Annotated in this window: 15 protein-coding genes; 10 read left to right on the top strand and 5 right to left on the bottom strand. The window is 41.1% G+C overall.

Going from position 1 to position 18039, the window contains the following annotated elements:
- Positions 1-18: 18 nt before the first annotated feature.
- Positions 19-753 (top strand): LytR/AlgR family response regulator transcription factor, encoded by a 735-nt coding sequence (locus tag EYS08_RS15685; protein ID WP_131030921.1) that lies wholly within the window; start codon positions 19-21, stop codon positions 751-753.
- 23 nt (positions 754-776) lie between these two features.
- On the opposite strand, the gene EYS08_RS25785 is transcribed toward EYS08_RS15685, so the two are convergent.
- Positions 777-929, bottom strand: a complete 153-nt coding sequence (locus EYS08_RS25785; RefSeq protein ID WP_165456480.1) for a hypothetical protein — start codon at positions 927-929, stop codon at positions 777-779.
- A 91-nt stretch (positions 930-1020) separates the two neighbouring features.
- On the opposite strand from EYS08_RS25785, the gene EYS08_RS15680 reads away from it, so the two are divergent.
- The 7 genes from EYS08_RS15680 (at position 1021) to EYS08_RS15650 (ending at position 8792) form a co-directional block, all read left to right on the top strand.
- Entirely contained in the window at positions 1021-2151 is a 1131-nt protein-coding gene (locus EYS08_RS15680; protein WP_165456479.1) for a sensor histidine kinase, read from the top strand.
- Positions 2152-2264: 113 nt separating this feature from the next.
- The gene (locus tag EYS08_RS15675) at positions 2265-2756 is read left to right on the top strand and encodes a hypothetical protein (protein ID WP_131030919.1); all 492 of its coding nucleotides are present in this window, start codon (positions 2265-2267) and stop codon (positions 2754-2756) included.
- A 233-nt stretch (positions 2757-2989) separates the two neighbouring features.
- Positions 2990-3715 carry an SLATT domain-containing protein gene (locus EYS08_RS15670; protein WP_131030918.1) on the top strand — a complete coding sequence of 242 codons (726 nt, stop codon included), beginning with the start codon at positions 2990-2992 and terminating at the stop codon, positions 3713-3715.
- Between the two features lie 65 nt (positions 3716-3780).
- Entirely contained in the window at positions 3781-5040 is a 1260-nt protein-coding gene (locus EYS08_RS15665; protein WP_131030917.1) for a hypothetical protein, read from the top strand.
- 78 nt (positions 5041-5118) lie between these two features.
- Entirely contained in the window at positions 5119-7695 is a 2577-nt protein-coding gene (locus EYS08_RS15660) for an AAA family ATPase (RefSeq protein WP_131030916.1), read from the top strand.
- Between the two features lie 187 nt (positions 7696-7882).
- A complete protein-coding gene (locus EYS08_RS15655; RefSeq protein ID WP_131030915.1) occupies positions 7883-8230 on the top strand; it encodes a type II toxin-antitoxin system HigB family toxin in 348 nt (115 codons plus the stop codon).
- 4 nt (positions 8231-8234) lie between these two features.
- Positions 8235-8792 (top strand): helix-turn-helix domain-containing protein, encoded by a 558-nt coding sequence (locus EYS08_RS15650; protein ID WP_131030914.1) that lies wholly within the window; start codon positions 8235-8237, stop codon positions 8790-8792.
- Positions 8793-8981: 189 nt separating this feature from the next.
- On the opposite strand, the gene EYS08_RS15645 is transcribed toward EYS08_RS15650, so the two are convergent.
- Positions 8982-9566, bottom strand: a complete 585-nt coding sequence (locus EYS08_RS15645) for a hypothetical protein (protein WP_131030913.1) — start codon at positions 9564-9566, stop codon at positions 8982-8984.
- Positions 9567-10274: 708 nt separating this feature from the next.
- On the bottom strand, positions 10275-11831 hold the full coding sequence (locus EYS08_RS15640) for a Fic family protein (RefSeq protein ID WP_131030912.1): 1557 nt from the start codon (positions 11829-11831) through the stop codon (positions 10275-10277).
- Between the two features lie 858 nt (positions 11832-12689).
- Here EYS08_RS15640 and EYS08_RS15635 point away from each other — a divergent pair.
- Together EYS08_RS15635 and EYS08_RS15630 are read left to right on the top strand one after the other, a co-directional pair.
- Positions 12690-14327 (top strand): TldD/PmbA family protein, encoded by a 1638-nt coding sequence (locus EYS08_RS15635; RefSeq protein ID WP_131030911.1) that lies wholly within the window; start codon positions 12690-12692, stop codon positions 14325-14327.
- An 8-nt stretch (positions 14328-14335) separates the two neighbouring features.
- Positions 14336-15673 carry a TldD/PmbA family protein gene (locus EYS08_RS15630; RefSeq protein ID WP_208745870.1) on the top strand — a complete coding sequence of 446 codons (1338 nt, stop codon included), beginning with the start codon at positions 14336-14338 and terminating at the stop codon, positions 15671-15673.
- Between the two features lie 78 nt (positions 15674-15751).
- On the opposite strand, the gene EYS08_RS15625 is transcribed toward EYS08_RS15630, so the two are convergent.
- A complete protein-coding gene (locus EYS08_RS15625; protein WP_131030909.1) occupies positions 15752-16540 on the bottom strand; it encodes a (Fe-S)-binding protein in 789 nt (262 codons plus the stop codon).
- A 76-nt stretch (positions 16541-16616) separates the two neighbouring features.
- The gene (locus EYS08_RS15620; RefSeq protein ID WP_131030908.1) at positions 16617-17912 is read right to left on the bottom strand and encodes a (Fe-S)-binding protein; all 1296 of its coding nucleotides are present in this window, start codon (positions 17910-17912) and stop codon (positions 16617-16619) included.
- Positions 17913-18039 lie beyond the last annotated feature (127 nt).

Genomic DNA, 18039 nt, shown 5'->3' with positions numbered 1-18039 from the left:
AAACAGAAACCAGTCGCAATGTACAAGTGCATAATTGTAGATGATGAGCCGCATGCGGTAGCGGGATTGAAGCGGTATATCGACTCGGTCCCCCAGCTGCAATTAGTCAAAAGTTATACCGATCCGCTCAAAGCGCTTATCGAGATTACTGCGGGCGAGCCTGTGGATCTGATCCTGATGGATGTGGATATGCCGGGCATTACCGGCATTGAGCTGGCAAAGGAGGTGAGGCAGAAGACCGATAAACTGGTTTTTACCACTGCGCACCGTCAGTACGCTTTTGATGCTTATGAGGTCGAAGCGGATGCATTTTTATTGAAACCCTATTCCCAGGGAAAGTTCATCGTTATCTTCAATAAACTCTTTCCGCAGAAAACCGGGGATGGTGGCCTGACAATTGCCGATGATTTTATGTTTATCAAGAGCAAGGAAGAAAACCTTAGGCTGATCAAGGTGAATTACGGTGACATTGTTGCGGTGGAAAGCAAAATGAACTATGTGCAGGTGCATACCAGGGACAAGAGTTTTCTGACCTACAGCACGCTGGGCGAAATAGCCAAGAAACTGCTGCCCAGGGAAGGTTTCCTGCAGTTCCAGCGGAGTTTTATCATTGCACAGGAATATATCGAATATATTGAGGGGAATACCATCAAAATGGTGACCGGGACAAAGATCACGGTAGGGGATTACTATAAGAAATATTTCAACGAGTTTGTTGATGATAAGCTCTTCAGGGCGAAGCGCAAAGGTTGAGTGCAGGCCCTGAAGAGTTTAGATTATTGGAAGATCACTCCTGAGCCTGTTGCTGTTGTGGTGAAGGTCGCTGTGGTAGCATCAGTTGGATTGGTATCAAAGTTTCTGAGCTGTTTTTTGGTTGATCTGAATACAAATACGGTTCTTGTTTTTAGGGTGTTTTTTGGCTGTTTCATAACGTTTTTTATGAAAACTAGCCGCCCTGGACAGGCCCGGAAAAGAACTCGGATAGTACCTGTACTATTCTACTTATAAAGGAAAATGCACATGAAAAAAACTATTTCAGCAGGGTTTAAGGGATTCTGGATACATATTCTCATCTGGTTCCTCTTCATTTGCTATGAGGTTGTGGCCGTGGGGCTGATGGTCGGAGCTTTCGGTCATCCGGTGAATTATATTTCACATTACCTGATTACCATTGGGGTATTTTATCTGTCTGCACTGTTGGTTCTGCCCTTTGCGTTTAAGCTTAAAGCCCATATGCTCTGGCGGGCCCCGCTCGGTGTGGCGCTGCTTTTTCTGATTTTTCTTCTGGCCAATTATTATACGGACCTGCTGATGATCGATTGGCATTTTGCCAACCGTTCGGAGGGTTTTTCGCTTACCTGGGCTTATAGTTCCAAGATCCTTTACCGCTGGATTTATGTGTTCGGTTTTTCGGCGGCCTATTTTTTCCTTAAAAACTATCTGGTGGAACGCGACAGGGCTGAGGAGATGGAGAAACAGCGGCTGGAAAGGGTGATTGAGGAGGAAAGGATAAAGCAGGCACTTTCAAAGGCGCAGAACGATTTTTTAAAGGCACAGATCAATCCGCATTTTCTTTTCAATACGCTGGATTTTATATACCATAGCATCTCGGAACTCTCGCAGGAGGCTTCACAGGCGGTGATGACCCTTTCTGAGATGATGCGTTATGCGGTGGATTCGGGCGATCTTGATGATACGGTATCCCTTGGTGAGGAGATTGAGCAGATAGAAAAGCTGATCTATCTTTACCAGCTCAGGAAGAATATGGAGCTCAAGGTGATGAGCTATTTTTCTGATCAGGCGATGGGACTGCGTTTTATCCCGTTGGTGCTGCTGACGCTGGTGGAAAATATATTCAAGCATGGTGATGTGGGCCATGCCCTGCATGAAATTCGCATCATTGCTGTTGTGGAAGATGGTGAGCTGGTTATTGAAACTTCAAATGCGGTAAACCTTATTAGATCTGGGGCGGGCGGCACAAATGCCGGCCTGAAAAATATCGGCCAGCGCCTCCGTTTCGCTTATGGCAACGATATCGGTTTTCATTTCGGGAGGGAAGGGGAGCTTTTCGTTACAAGGATTGCTGTTCCTGTAAGCCGGATCTTACATCAGGGTGAACGAAGGGAACTTTTGACGACGAACCTAAACTAAAGTTCATCCCGGAAAACTGCCATTTCATGTAGAGAATAGCTCTTTTCGTCCCTAAAATATTCTTTTTTGGATATCATTGGTCAAATTGGTTCTGTTAGAGGCGATTTGGAAAGATGAAAACAGAACTGGTCAGGGTGGAAAACCTGTTTGCTGCATTGTTCCGCAATGTTAGCACGGCACGTCATTTGCGTGATGAATTTGATTTTTTCTGGAGGAACGCTCCTTCTGAAAGAGGTAGCGTAGGTATGGCTTATTTCATCCGCCACAGTGCACTGCTCCAGTGTTTTGATTCGCTGCTTTTTCTGCTCAGTTCCAGGCAGATCTGGAATATGGGTGGTTTGGGTGCCTATGCGTCAAGCCGGGGTGTGGAAGGGCCTTTGTTGCCGCTTACCACTGGCGATCAGATCGAAAAGCTCAATGATCTGCTTATCGGGCACGAAAATAACATTAAGGATATATTCAGTCTGCATCAGGATCCGGTGGCCATGGGCTTCCTGGAGCATGAGCTTGCGCACATTACTAATGTGTTGCAGGATTTTGTGGGCTTTTTAAATGATATTGAAATTACTCCGTCTCATCAAGGTATTGACGGCGCCCTCAGCTAAGATACTGCAGGATGTAGTGATATGTCCTGCAGGTTTTTATCGGTAGGGAATGCAGTGGTTTAGAGTTGATGGGATAGATGACAGTGTTTTATGTTCTTTTTTGACCAAGGGGATTATGGGTGGCGTGTTTTAACTTAAAGATGCTGTTTGCTAAAAAGAGATAATCTCAGCTGACATTGGTCTGATTTGCTGGTCTGACAAACTTATTTTGATTTTTTAATGATAGAAATAATATGCTAAGAGCACTCTGGGATTTCTGTAAAAAATATGACAGGGCCAGACGGATTGCTAAATACAGACGGGCCATCCCGCCATATTTACAAAAAGATTTTGAGGTCGAACTTAATTATAAGTTATGGACGACCAAAGGCGCAAGGTTTGCTGCCAGTCATCGGACCGAAACATTGCAGCGCCTCTCCAGTCAGTGCGTAGGTTATCTATCGGCATACCTGATTATAGTTGGACTGGTTAATGTATATGGATTGAAGTTCTGGATGATTACCCTGACAGACAATCAGGTGAATTTTTCGTCGGTTTCTCTTTCTGTGCTGATTCTGTTATTCAGTCAGTTGGAAAGCTCAGAAAGTTTTGTGCTCAAATCCGACCGGTACCATAACTGTGCCCTTGATATCGCTGAGCTTTATAATGAACTGCGTTACAATAAGACCTATGAAAACACTAATCCACAAAAGGGAAAAATCCTGCACGATATCGGAGACAAATATGATAAGATACTAAAGCGATATGAAAACCATAGGCCCATAGACTATAAAAAGTTCCAGATGACCAAACCGGATTATTTTAGACTTTCTCTCGTAACCAGGGTGGTGATCAGGACAGAATATTATTGGAAGGTTCATTTTAAATACCATCTTTTTATGTTCGGACCGCTTGTGGCGTTTTTACTGTTGAACCTTAAAAAAATGGTTTATGGAGTTAATGACCAGATAGAACACTAATGAGTCAGGCTTGTGCCTTGCAGGATGTATCACAATATTAAATAATAACGCTCAAAACAATAAAGATGGAAACACACGGATATTTCAAACAGAAAACAATCAGCCTTAAAGATGTAAAAAGCAAGGGTTTTGTCTATTCTGAAGACTTGCTTTCGCTGATCAGCAGCGAGGAGCTTCGTAATGCTATTTCAAATAAATATGACCTGTCTGAAAGCATCAAGATTGAGCTTGATAAAATAGATTCCCTCTTCGATGCCGTGAAGCGTTATTCCTCAAGATTTACGACTTCAAGACTAAATGTATCATTTGATCAGGTGGTGCCGAGTTTCCAGACAAATGCCGATGGGAAAGAAGTTGTCTATTTTGACATAGCAGAGGCGAATGATTTTCAGGGTGAGGTTTTCAACAACCTAAAAGCGGAGTCAATCTATGATTCTGTCAGCATGTTTTTTGATAACAGAAAGTTAACACAGTATGTTAATTTTTTAAAAGGTACGGATGGCGGCAGCTTTTTGTTGGATGAGCTTGATAGATCGTGGAAGGCCTATTATCTTTCGTCTAATAAAAAAATCGAAAAGAAAGTTTTTCGTCTATTGGATGATGGTGATGAATTGTTTCTGAAAAGCATTAATACAGAGCGGTTCAAGGAGTATGGAATAGCTGAAACCTTCGTGCTGACCTGCCTGGAACTCTTTAAAATATCAAAATCAAATAATTCTCCTCAGTTTACCATCGGTTCCATCGCACTCAGTGAATCTACTATAGATTTTATAATTTCAGTTGATAATCCACATTTTATTGAAGGGCTTGGGCACATCAATTCATCTATTTCGATAAGAAATCAAGATCAGGGAAATACTTCGATCGGTTTTTACAGCTCTCTCGAATTCAATCTGGAAAAAGTTGTTGATGGCAAACTCTTTCTTTTTCCGAATAAAAAGGTGGAAGGTATCAAGCATGAACTGACCATTAATCATACTGTTGCCATCAATGATTTCATTGATAGTTATAGCTCTATCGGCGGTTTTTTTCAGGATTATGATAAATTTAAAGATGATTATTTCCTTTTTAAAGCCTCAACAGATCCAGATGAACTTAGAGCTAAAATAGAAGAAAAAGTAATTAGCCCAAACAGTCCCTTTCGGGGGATCAATGAGCTGGTAGATCTTTTTAAGAAAGACAAGGCTGGACATATTTCCAATTTAGCAGCTCTGCTCAGGATATGTGGTAAAGCAGAAATGCTGGATGTTAATTTTGATGTGAAGTTTAAACTGCGTTATCTGATTTCAAATGTACTTCTATATGGAAAGAACGATCTGATTTAAGTTTGGCAGTAATGACAAATTAATTATAGAATAATAAAAAAGGGTGGTTATTCACCCGAACCAAACAAAAAACTAATAATGATAGAGCTTCCACTTAGGACAAAGTTGATAGAATGGATAAATACTTATCCATATTGGTTCCGGTATGCATGTAAAATAATACTGGAGGATAGGGCGCTGGACGAGGAGGAAGTAAAAAAATGTTATCGCTATTTCCTGGAAGATGAAAACCTGGCAAAAGTGCTTGAACATCCACGGACTGAAATCGTATTTGAAAGCGGAGGAGGACAGTCTGGGGAAACCGATTCCAGCTTCGAGTTACGGGCAATTAAGGATATAGAAAATGTCAATGCGCTTTCAAAAGACCAAGTGATTAAGATAAACAAGCACTTGACAATAATTTTCGGTGTAAATGGAGCAGGGAAATCGGGGTATAGCCGTTTACTTAATAACAGCTTCGGCGGGCGTGGGGAAAAGAAAATATTGGCAAACGTTTTCAGTCCAAGTACTGAGTCGCCTAAGTGTAGTTTTATGTTTAGCAATGATGGTGGTGAATATCAGCTCGATTATCCGGCCGATAAAGAAAATGAGGCTTTTAAGAGATTTATGGTGTATGACAGCAAGTGTGCTAGGGTTCACCTCGAACAGGAAAACGGACTTCTTTTTACGCCTGCTGGGTTTGGTTTTTTTAATTATGTCCTCGATCTTTTCGAAGTACTTAAAGAGGTGCATAGTGAAAAGTTAGCTGAAATGCGTCCCCTTAACCACTTCGTCAATCTTTTTTTAAACGAAAACGCCATAAACGAAAAGATAGCTTCTCTTGGGGCTGATACCAAAGATGAGGATATTGCTACACTATTTATCTGGACTGTTGATGATAAAAAAAGGCAAGATGAGCTAACAGTCCGAAAGGGAGAATTGATCAGCCTGGACATTCCCAAAAAGCTTCTCGAAACGCAGCAATCAAAACAGCTTTTGCAGAATTTTAAAAACGATGTTGAATCTGTGTTGAAAGAAATGTCTGAAATACAGGTGTCTGAGGTTAATAATACAGTAGATAATATAGTTAAATTTGCAAAGCTTGCTGATGCTGAAGGTGTAGATAGCCTCCATAGCTATGGGATTGAAGACCTTGGTTCGCCTGCCTGGAAAAATTTCATTGCCTCTGCCCAAAAGTATGCCGTTGGGCTTAGGCTGGAAGTTGATAATAGCAGTGTCTATCCTGACAATAACGATAATTGTCTTTTTTGCTTGCAGCCTTTGCAAGTTAAACAAAAGGAACTGATCGAGGCCTATTGGAGTCTTCTCCGTAGTGAGGCTTCTTCTGAGGGTAATAAAGCAAGGGGCATTTTAGCAGAACAAATAGCCGCCATAAAAAAAGTAATTGTTCCAATATTTAATGAAGAATCGACAGTTCGGGCACTTGTATTAGCTAAGAATCCCGCTCTTGCCGCTGAATGTGACATTGTAATGTCCTCCATTTCGACTTATAGGGAGACTTTGCTTGGAAATATGAACGGTTTAGTTCTAACTCCATCTGTTAAACTATTATTCCCTGTTGAAAAGATTCAGGCGCTGATCACCATAGTTGAAGATAGCCTGGAAGAACTAATGAAAAAAGATACTGCTGCTGAATTGCTTGCTATTGATAATGAAATTAAGCTGTTAAATGATAAGTTACTTGTCGGTCAGCAGAAGGAAGAGATTTTGAAGTTCCTGAAAAGTCATCGGTGGGCGAAGAAAGCAGAAAAATCACTGGCTCAGTTTAAGAGTAATTCAATAACTAATAAGCAGGGAGGGTTGTTTGCCCAACATGTTACCGATAAGTACCTTGCACTTTTCATTGATGAATGCCGCGCACTGGATGCGCCTTCAAGGGTGACCATTAATCAGCGGAACACAAAGGGACAAACGCTGAGAAAACTGAAAATTGAAGGTGAACTTGCCAACAATGTACTGAGCGAAGGGGAGCAGAGGGCTATTTCATTGGCTGACTTTCTTACCGAGATGCAATTGGATGAAAATAACAGAGGGGTAATCTTTGATGATCCGGTTACTTCTCTTGATCATGAGCGTAAGGCATTAATAGCAAGAAGACTAGCGGTAGAGTCAGCGAAAAGGCAGGTAATCGTGTTTACTCATGATATTGCTTTTTTTGTTCAGCTGCAGAATTTTGCTGAAAGTCTTGAAGGGATAAGTTGCGAATATACTACGATACGAAAAATCGGTGATGCCGCAGGGCTTATCTCACCAGATCTTCCATGGGTGGCACAAAAAGTCAAAGATCGGATCAAATATCTGAGGAATTCGCTTGTCAAACTTAAGGTGATGGAAAAGGGTGGCCAGCAGGATGATTATGCTTTTGCGGCAAAGACCTGGTATGGACTTTTAAGGGAGAGCTGGGAACGATCTGTGGAAGAACGTCTCTTTAAGGGTGTCATCCAGCGTTTCTCTTTTGGTATCGAAACCCAAAAACTTAAAAAAGTTGTTATTAACGAGGAGCTTTTAAAATCAATTGAAGAAGGGATGACAGAAGCTTCCAAGTGGGTTCATGACAGTTCTGCAGAACTTAATCCAACTACGCCTAAAAGTGATAAACTGGATGCAGATCTTAAGTCTTTTGAGGATTTTGCTATCGCCTGTGTTGCTGCTTAGATGGAATCTGCTGTTTTAGATGATCTGGCGTTAGTTCAATTCTGAAATAACAATAAATAATATTTTTAGCGTCAAGATTCTTCATTTGTGATTCATTCTTGTCATGAAGAGAACTGGAAGAATAAAAAAAATAATAATAAACTAAAACTTCTAAATATTTTAGAAGTTTATTATATTTGTAATATATATGCGCTTAACGGGAAAGGATAAGCTTCAAAAGCTGAAAAGCAAAAATAAGGGGAATATTCCCTTATCCAAAGCTGTCGACAAGCTCATCAAGGATATAGAGGCTGCAAAATGGAAGAATAAGGATGAGCTCAAGGACGATAGGCCAGACGCAGATCAGGTTCATCCAGATGGATTCTATTTCTTCGATATTAAAATACACCGCGCAATGGTCATGCTCGAGTTTGAAGAAGAGGGAGAAGCATCCGTAATCTGGGCCGGAACTCACCAGGAATATGAGCGTATATTTAAGAACAACAGGAATACAATAAAAAAATACCTCACTGACAAAGGACTCATTAACGATTAAGAAAATGGACGCAATAAAAAATCTAAGTAAACTACTGAAAAAAGGAGAGATCAGCACAGAACTGGAATTCCAGCGCGCCACCATGCTCGATAGGACATTAAAGCTGATGTCAAAAGAAAACAGTTCAATCAGGGAGCAAAGAGGGAAGCTCCGTCAGCTACTCGTAGATTACGAGGCAAAACACTGGAATGATGGTGAGCCATCGGATGAGAAAGTGGCCCAGAGTGACCTTGCTACAAGTATCGCAGAGACAGAACATGCCTTCAAGCTTGCGCGCAAGCGGATCATCAAAGAAAAACTCAAGGAAAACGGTCTCAAGCAGAAAGACTTGCTCATGTTATTGGGGCATGCAAATGAGAGTTATATCTCTGAGTTGATCAATGGAATCAATCCAATGACGCTTAGTGATGTTGCTGTGCTCCATCTATTACTGGGAATTGAACTTGAAGACCTTGTTCCAACAATACTTGATCTAAAGGTATTGCGAAGGCTTTCTGGTGTCAAGCACAAGATGAACAGCCCCAAACTTGAAGAACGCATCGGAGAACTTGTTGAAGCATAGATACATAATATATAAAAATTAATATACGTCTTTTGACCCTCTCAAAGTACCGTTTTCCAGGCAACAGATATCATAACTCTTGTTATTTCTGTTCTGTGGCCAACTTTTTTACTGTTTTTTTATTATAATCTTCCGCTTTTTGAAAGGCTGTATACCGTTAAGTTAATTTTGTTATCAACTGCTACTGGTTTACCATTCTATATTTTCTATATATTCCAAGCTTGCTTTCAAGAATCGTTCGAAATCCTCCAGCTTCGAGATGCTTTGGTCATGAGTTGAAACCGGTGATCGATGGCGTATTTTGTTTTGGCTTTTAGCTCTTATGTAACTATCCATTTCCTTGAAATAGTCTGGCCTGTATTTTTTTAGATAAAAAATTGTTTTGTCGAAAATACCGATTAGCAGGGTATACTCTTCATCAATCCAAGGGATATTTGGAGCTACTTCCGTTTCCGGCCCGAACATAATGGCATCCTTCCCATCTCGCCAATTGTGAGCTAGAAGGCGGTTTCTTTCCTTTCGTAAATCTTTCCAGTAGCTTTTAATAACCTTTACAGCAGGGCCAACAATTAATTTTAAGCCTTCTTTGAATTTTTCAGCTTCTTGCAAATGAGCGTCATCTTCCAGCTTGATTGTGAATAAAAAATTATATTCGTCAATAAAAGCACAGGTCTGAATATTTATAAAACTTTTTACTGCTAGGCTCTGGGTTTCAAAATGATCTAATATATGTAAATCTGGGAAAGTATTAACTAGATAAATTAACGATCTCAAAAGAGCAAAAAAATAACCAGAAATTCAATCTGACAATTAGTAAAAAATATCAACTGTCAGATTAAGTTGTGGCTTTACAGATTAAGCCTTTAATATTTCTTTAGATTTGATGATCCTTTGTAAAATTCAGTTTTCTCAACCGAATTAGGAGTGATGCTAATCAATTGGCCTTTTGACATTATCACCATTAAAATCAGGTCCGTATTTGTTGATATAGATTTTCTACATCAGCTAGATGGGAGGGTTCGGTGCCGTGGCTAAGTGTTGCAGCTGTACCGCTGGCAATCCCATATCTAAAGGCATCTGGGGGTTGATCCAGTATAGGGGCTTTTTTCTCAATCTAAAAGATTTCCGCTCACAGCCAATTCCTGTATAGGCTGTGAGGAGCAAAAAACATTTCGCGGCGGGCTTCGCCCGCCATTTTTCTGGCTGATTTTTCTGAGGCAGAAAAAATCGAAGGACTGTTTATGGGTTTGCTAGGATAAATTCCACGCGGGCTTAACATGTTAAGGATGAGGCTTCAGTCTTATAAAAACTGAGCAGCAACTTATAGTTAAGTATTCTTAAACTCTTGTTAGGCATGTCACAAAAGAAAAATCAATGTCCGAAGGGCATTTTATCGGCGGACTCTCCATCTTTGCATTCAGGTCAATAGCAAAATGCTAGATAATCATTACCCAGTAACAATACGATTGGAGAAAGAATTCCTTATTGAGGGAGAACAGCTACAGGTTTTCCTTTTAATCCCTCGTTCACTAAATAGGCGAGAAACTTAGAAAATTCGCTTATATCCTGCTCAATGCTCGCATGTTCCAGTGCCTTCATATACTCCTCTCTTTTTTCTACCGGAATTACTGTCCAGGGATATCCCCCTGAAGCCAACATTGCATTCATCAGGAACCGGCCCATCCGCCCGTTGCCATCCATGTAAGGGTGAATGAATACGAAAACAAAGTGACCCAAAACCGCCCTAACAGAAGCCTCAGGCTCACCCTCTAAAAGTTCGAATAGTACAGGCATGCAATCCCTCATTGCATCAACACTCAAGGGCACGTGTTGCGAATTGCTAATATATACCTGATTGCTACGGTATCCGGCAAGATCAGAGGCTTTTAAAATACCAGCGGCAACGCTAGGGTCAAATAACTCTCGATACCAGCGCGGATGGTCCTTGTCAACCTGGACCCCTGGATTTTGACCCTCCAGTATGTTTTTTACTGACTCCTTCACTATCTGGAAAGTCTGGAAATAACCCCGTGCGGCCATTGCGTCCTGTTGCTTTCTGTCCTCCGCATTACCTTTGGTATTCCAGGAACCCAAACTCACTCTTTCTATTAGTTCAGGTGTTACCTTGTATCGCTCTATAGACAAAGAGTGGTAGGCATCGGTGATATAAATCGAATCCACATTTTCCAGGTAAGCCTTATGATCTTTTGGAAGTCCAGGTGGTACTGGAAAATCCCGTATTACCACATCCCGCATCTGTTGCCACATGAGTTTGATACGGTTCACAAAAGGAGACCGTTCACCTAGAGAAAGATCGATTGTTATTTTAGCCTGAAAAGGATCATCTTCTCGTACATCGTAACCTGCTTGGCGCATGGTTTCAATTATTTGGTCAGCAATCCTTTCACGACCAATATTTCTGAAGGCGCCTCCAAGCCGCCCGGCAATTACTGAATGGCCATTTTCAAGCAGCACCGGAAGTAGCTCAGAAGCGTCTCTAATCAATGACAGTGCGGTTCGTGCGTCAAGGCCATTACCGCTGAATGAGGCTGCAGAGCAGTAAAGAAGCGCGCCCGGTAAACTATACATCCTTATGCCTCTTTTTATAGTGGTCAATTCGGGAGCAGGAAGATCCGCCCTGTAATTAAATAGAGATGTATTGTGCGCCAAGGAGGTTGGGTTATTGTTGCCTTTGGGAGATCGCAAAAATAACTGGGCTGGAACCGACCAATTCCCTGCATGGATCTTGAGTGACTGATCGGCCGATAAAATCCAATCATTGCCATACCTCGAATTTAAAAATTTTAGACAAAAATCCCAATATGAGCTATACCATGAGGTCGTTTCTCCAGGACTGGCATTCGGGTCTGAGCTCACATACCAGCCCCTGACTACCTCTTTTATGAAACCGTTTTTTAGCAATATCTCTCGGTAGATACGGTTAGGTAAATCCTCACCGGTTATAGCCACTTCATTTCTATCCTGTAAGTCCTTTAATACACGTAATGCCGCTGCAAATCTTTCCTGTGGTGTCGCCATTTTTTATTTCTTTTGAAAGAAAACTTTTGTTTTCTTGATCCATGATGCTATAGTACAAATGTAAAAAAATATCGGTGTATTTCTATTAAATAGTGTTGTGTTATTTTTATTAAAAAGTGCTGTTGTTTTTCTATTAAAAAGAGTTGTAGTTTTTTTATTTATTAGCGTTGTGGTTTTTTTATTTGTTAGCGTTATGGTCTTCCTATTTATCGGATAAATAACAGCCGATTGCGATAGTCTTTCAATATCTTAAAATATCTAGATTAAAAGCCGCCAATCCACTAGAGCAGTTCACTTCTTTTAGGGGAGTAAAGTCTCCTGATAAAATCAAAATATTTTAAAAAAACTATTGAAGGAATTACGAATTCAAGGGACAGGGAAATCTTGAAAAAAATGTTTTACAATTAATTTACAAGCAAAAATAAATAAACTTTATTTTATTGATTTTCAGTTGTTTACGGTGTGTGATCGATGGTGCCGGAATGGATATTACCGGCTACGGCCCTTTATACCAGGGCTGATATTGCAGATGTATTTGCCTATTTCGCAGGCGGTCTTTTTTACTACTGCTGGCATCAAAAACATTTTCTACAGCGTTTTCCATTGATCGATCTGTTGTAAACGCGTGATAGCAGATAAATTATAGATGTAGTCTTCTCTCATTAAGAATCTTTTTTGTTTATCCAAACTTAGGACGTTGGCTGTCCTCAGCATGATAATTTAACAGATTAATTCAGTTCTCTCCTTGCCTACTTGGCAAAAAACATTTATGAAGATCTAAATCCTTAAAATTTAAATAGGAAATTTCGGGGAATAAGCTAAAACACTTATATTCAGTCAACTTAAAACAATCTCATCTTGAAACGTAGAAACTTTATTTATTTAACTGGCGTAGGAGCTGCCGCGGCTATGCTTCCTGCTATTCCAGTTTTTGGGAAAGAGATTTCCCCCGAGCAAGCCTTAACGTATATCGATCCGGCGGCTAAAAAAATCTTGTCTGATGTAGCCCTAAATGCGGCACGCTCAAAAGGGGCAACTTATACTGATGTACGCGTAGGCAGGTATCTTAACCAATACGTCGTTACACGCGAGGATAAAGTAGAAAATATTGTAAATACCGAATCGTATGGGATTGGTATCAGGGTAATTTCGAATGGCAGTTGGGGATTTGCGGCAACCGACAAAATGGACAAAGATAGTATCGCCAAAGCAGCAGAACTGGCGGTAACTATTGCCAAAGAAAATGCCCGTTTGTTAAGAGAGCCCGTAAAGTTGGCGCCACAAAAAGGATATGGTGAGGTAAGCTGGAAAGCGCCGATTGAGAAAAATACTTTTGAGGTACCCGTAAAAGAAAAGGTAGATTTATTGCTGGCGGTGAACGATGCGGCTATGAAAGGTGGTGTAGATTATATTAATTCCATCTTATTTGCCGTAAATGAACAAAAATATTTTGCATCTACCGATGGTTCTTATATCGACCAGGATATTCACCGCATCTGGCCTACTTTTTTTATCACTAAAATAGATAAGGCAACAGGTAAGTTCGAAACGAGAAATGCATTGAGTGCACCTACAGGCAAGGGATACGAATACCTGGATGCAAGGCCACAGGATAAAATACAAACAGCTTCGGGCACGCTTTATAAAGGCAGGTACGATATGCTTGAAGATGCTACACAGGGAGCCAGGCAGTTGGGTGAAAAAATGAAGGCAAAATCAGTAGAGCCAGGTAAGTATGATCTGGTATTGGATCCTTCACATTTATGGTTAACCATACATGAATCGTGTGGTCATCCAACCGAGCTTGACCGCGTGTTGGGCTATGAGGCCAATTATGCAGGAACCAGTTTCCTGACACTTGACAAATGGGAATCTAAAAAATTTAATTATGGCAGCAAAGAAGTAAATATTACGGCCGATAAAACCGAAGTCGGATCGTTAGGAGCTGTTGGGTATGATGATGAAGGTGTAAAATGCGGAAAATGGGATGTGATTAAAGACGGTATATTGGTAAATTATCAGGCCATCAGAGATCAGGCGCATATATTAGGTTTAAATGCTTCACAGGGCTGTTGTTATGCCGATAACTGGAGTAGTGTGCAGTTTCAGCGCATGGCCAACATTTCTTTGCAGCCGGGCAAAGCCAAGCTGAGTATAGCCGATCAGATCAAAAATGTGGAAAAAGGCATTTACATTGTGGGCGATGGGTCTTTCTCTATCGATCAGCAACGTTATAACTTTCAGTTCGGCGGCCAGCTTTATTACGAAATTAAAGATGGCAAAATCGCAGGCATGCTTAAAGATGTAGCCTATCAGGCCAATACCCAGGAGTTCTGGAATTCGTGCGTGGCTATCTGCGATGAAAGTGATTACCGTTTGGGAGGCTCTTTTTTCGATGGTAAAGGCCAGCCAGGTCAGGTGAGTGCTGTATCCCACGGATCGGCAACCACACGTTTTAATAAAGTTAATGTGATCAACACCGCTAGAAAAATCTGATAGAAATTATGCCAATCTTAACAAAAGCAGAAGCAAAGGCACTTTTAACTAAAGTGCTTTCTTACTCTAAAGCAGAACAATGTGAAGTAAACCTAAATTGCTCAGATAGCGGTAATATAAGGTACGCCCGAAATTCGGTATCAACCAGTGGGGGAATAAGCGCCAACAGCCTGGTAGTTAGTTCTGCCTTCGGGAAAAAACTGGGTACGGCCACTATAAATGAATTTGACGATGCCTCATTGGAAAAAGTAGTGCGCAGGGCAGAAGAACTTGCTCAGCTGGCACCCGAAAATCCTGAATTTATGCCTTTTCTCAGTCCGCAGGAATATGGTGCCGATTCACCAACGTTTTCTCCGGTTACAGCAGCCGTTACCCCGAAAGACAGAGCCGATGCAGTACAGGCCAGTTTAAAACAGGCTATAGACAGCAAGCTGAATGCGGCAGGGTTTTTATCCAACAGTATAGGCTGTTCGGCAATGATGAACAGTAAAGGTTTATTTGCCTACAATACTTCAACCGATGTAGCTTTTAATATTACCGTAAGAACTGATGATGGTAAAGGATCTGGTTATGCCACAAGAGGATACAATGATTTTAGTAAACTCAATGCAAAAGCCGATACGGCTATAGCAGCTAAAAAGGCCATGTCATCGGTAACTGCAAAAGCCATTGAGCCAGGAAAATATACCGTTATTTTAGAACCGACTGCGGTAGCGGTGATGCTGGAAAACCTATTCTTCTCGATGGATGCCAGGCAGGCCGATGAAGGACGGAGCTTTATGAGCAAAACCGGAGGTAAGACAAAATTGGGAGAACAGCTGGTGGATGAAAGAGTAAATATTTATTCAGACCCATGGAATCCCGAACTGCCAACTGCAACATGGTCTGGGGATGGAAGGCCTCAGCAGAAAGTAAACTGGATAGAAAAAGGAGTAGTTAAAAATTTATACAGCTCGAGGTACTGGGCGCAAAAAACCGGGATTAAAGCGATCCCCTTCCCAGCTGGCGCCATTATGAAGGGCGGAACGAAAACCCTGGAAGAGCTGATCAAAGGAACAGAAAAAGGTATATTGGTTACACGCTTATGGTACATCCGAACGGTAGATCCACAAACCCTTTTGCTGACAGGGCTGACCAGGGATGGTACTTTTTACATCGAAAACGGTGAAATTAAGTTCCCTGTCAAAAATTTCCGTTTCAATGAGAGTCCGATTATTATGTTGAATAACCTGGATGAAATCGGAATAGCTGAAAGAACAGTTAGTGCCGAATCGGAAGCCAACTATCTTTTACCTCCATTAAGAATAAGAGATTTTACTTTTACCTCTTTATCTGATGCGGTATAACAAATCAAGAATTAACAATATGATAAAGCCTGAGCATCATCGATGTTCAGGCTTTATTTGTTTAGTTAAAAGCTGAGGTTACAGTCCGTTTGCCCTTGCTGTAATCTCGGCAATATCCAACACCTTAATTTCCTGCTCTTTATCTTTTAGTTTAATACCGTCACTTAGCATGGTCATGCAGAAAGGGCAACCTGCTGCAATAACCTGCGGATTGGTTTGTAAAGCCTCATCAATGCGTTCTACATTAATATCTTTATTTCCCTTTTCTGGTTCTTTAAACATCTGTGCACCTCCGGCGCCACAACACAGGCCATTACTTTTGCAGCGTTTCATTTCTACCAACTGTGCATCAAGTACTTCCAGCGCTTTTCTTGGCGCTTCGTAAATTCCATTTCCACGGCCCAGATAACATGGATCGTGATAGGTGATTTTTTTACCTTTGAAACTTTCGCCACCTTCAGCTTTTAGTTTGCCCTCGTTAATTAAATCCTGGATCAATTGCGTGTGGTGGATTACTTCGTAAGTGCCGCCTAAACCCGGATATTCATTTTTAATGGTATTGAAGCAATGTGGACAGCCTGTTACAATTTTTTTGATATTGTAAGCATTCAATACCTCAATATTGGTCATGGCCTGCATCTGGAAAAGGAATTCGTTGCCAGCCCTTTTAGCAGGATCTCCGGTGCAGCTTTCTTCTGTTCCCAAAACAGCGTATTTTATGCCTACATGATGTAAGATCTTGCAAATGTCGCGGGTAATTTTCTGCGCTCTTTCATCATAACTTCCAGCACAGCCAACCCAAAATAATATTTCCGGTTCTTCACCTGCGGCCATCAACTCGGCCATTGTAGGGACTTTAAATTCCATTTGTCTAGTATCTAGTATCAAGTATCAAGACCTGATGTAATTATTATTTTAATTCAATGCCAACAAAACTGTCAAGCTAGCTTTCTTGTGCCCAGTTAAAACGATCGGCCGGAGAGTATTTCCAGGGTGCCTGGTTATTCTCAATATTTCCCATCATGGCGTTAATGCTGCCCGGTGCCTGCGACTCTTCCATCACGGCAAAACGGCGGAGCTCCATAATAATCTGCAATGGATCGATGTTTACCGGACAGGCCTCTACACAGGCGTTACAACTGGTGCAGGCCCAAATTTCTTCTCTGCTAATGTAGTCATCCAATAAAGATTTTCCATCCTGATGTTCAGCGCCGTGTTTGTCAATATTTTGGCCCACTTCGGTGATGCGGTCGCGGGTATCCATCATAATTTTCCGTGGCGATAAAAGTTTACCTGTAATATTTGCCGGGCATACCGAAGTACATCTCCCACACTCGGTACAGGTATAAGCATTCATAAGGTTTACCCAACTTAAGTCGGTTACGTCTTTGGCGCCAAATTTACCGGGTTCGGTTTCTGCCGGAACAAAAGAAGGATCGAGCATGGCTTTTACCTCATTGGTCACTGAGGCCATATTGGTGAACTCACCCTTAGGCTCTAAATTAGAAAAGTAGGTGTTTGGAAAAGCGAAAAGAATATGAAAATGTTTCGAGTAAGGCAGGTAATTTAAGAATGCCAGAATGCCTATAATGTGGAACCACCAGCAGCTGCGCTCTACGATAACCAAGGCACTCTCTGTAGATGGCAGTATATTCATCAAATATTGGCTAACAGGAAACGCACCGGCGTTAACATAGTGACTGGCGCCCAAAAGCTGTAATTTTGCATCGGCTGCGTTCATTAACAAGAAAGCGCTCATTAATAAAATCTCGGTAATGAGGATGTAATTGGCATCAGATTTTGGCCAGCTTTTCATCTCAACGCCACTAAAGCGTTTAAGTTTTAGGATATTTCTGCGTACAAGAAAAATAGCGCAAGAAACCCAAACGGTAAAGGCAAGGATTTCGAAAGAACCGATCAAAAAGTTATAAAGGCCGCCCAGGCCATTAAAAATACGGTGTGTGCCGAAAAGGCCATCGATCATAATTTCCAACACTTCAATGTTGATGATTACAAAACCAATATATACAAAGAAATGGAGAAAAGCGGGGATGGGGCGGACAACCATCTTGGATTGACCAAAGGCCACGCGAAGCATGGTCATTAATCTTTTTTGCGGCTGATCTTGCCGATCTACCGGTTTTCCTAAACGGATATTGCGAATTATTTTACGCAGGTTAACTGTAAACAGCGCAATTGCTGCAAGTGTAAGTACTAGAAAAAGGATCTGTGCTACCATGCAATATTAGATTGTTACGCTAAATTAGGATATTAATCTAAATAAATTGCTATGCATGCATAAAAAAAATAATAAAATTGTTTGTTTGTACTCATTCTAAGCAAGGATTAAGACCTGTTTTAAGAAA

The sequence above is a fragment of the Pedobacter kyonggii genome (assembly GCF_004310665.1).
GTDB lineage: Bacteria > Bacteroidota > Bacteroidia > Sphingobacteriales > Sphingobacteriaceae > Pedobacter > Pedobacter kyonggii.
This window is presented reverse-complemented; position numbering and strand designations above follow the sequence as displayed.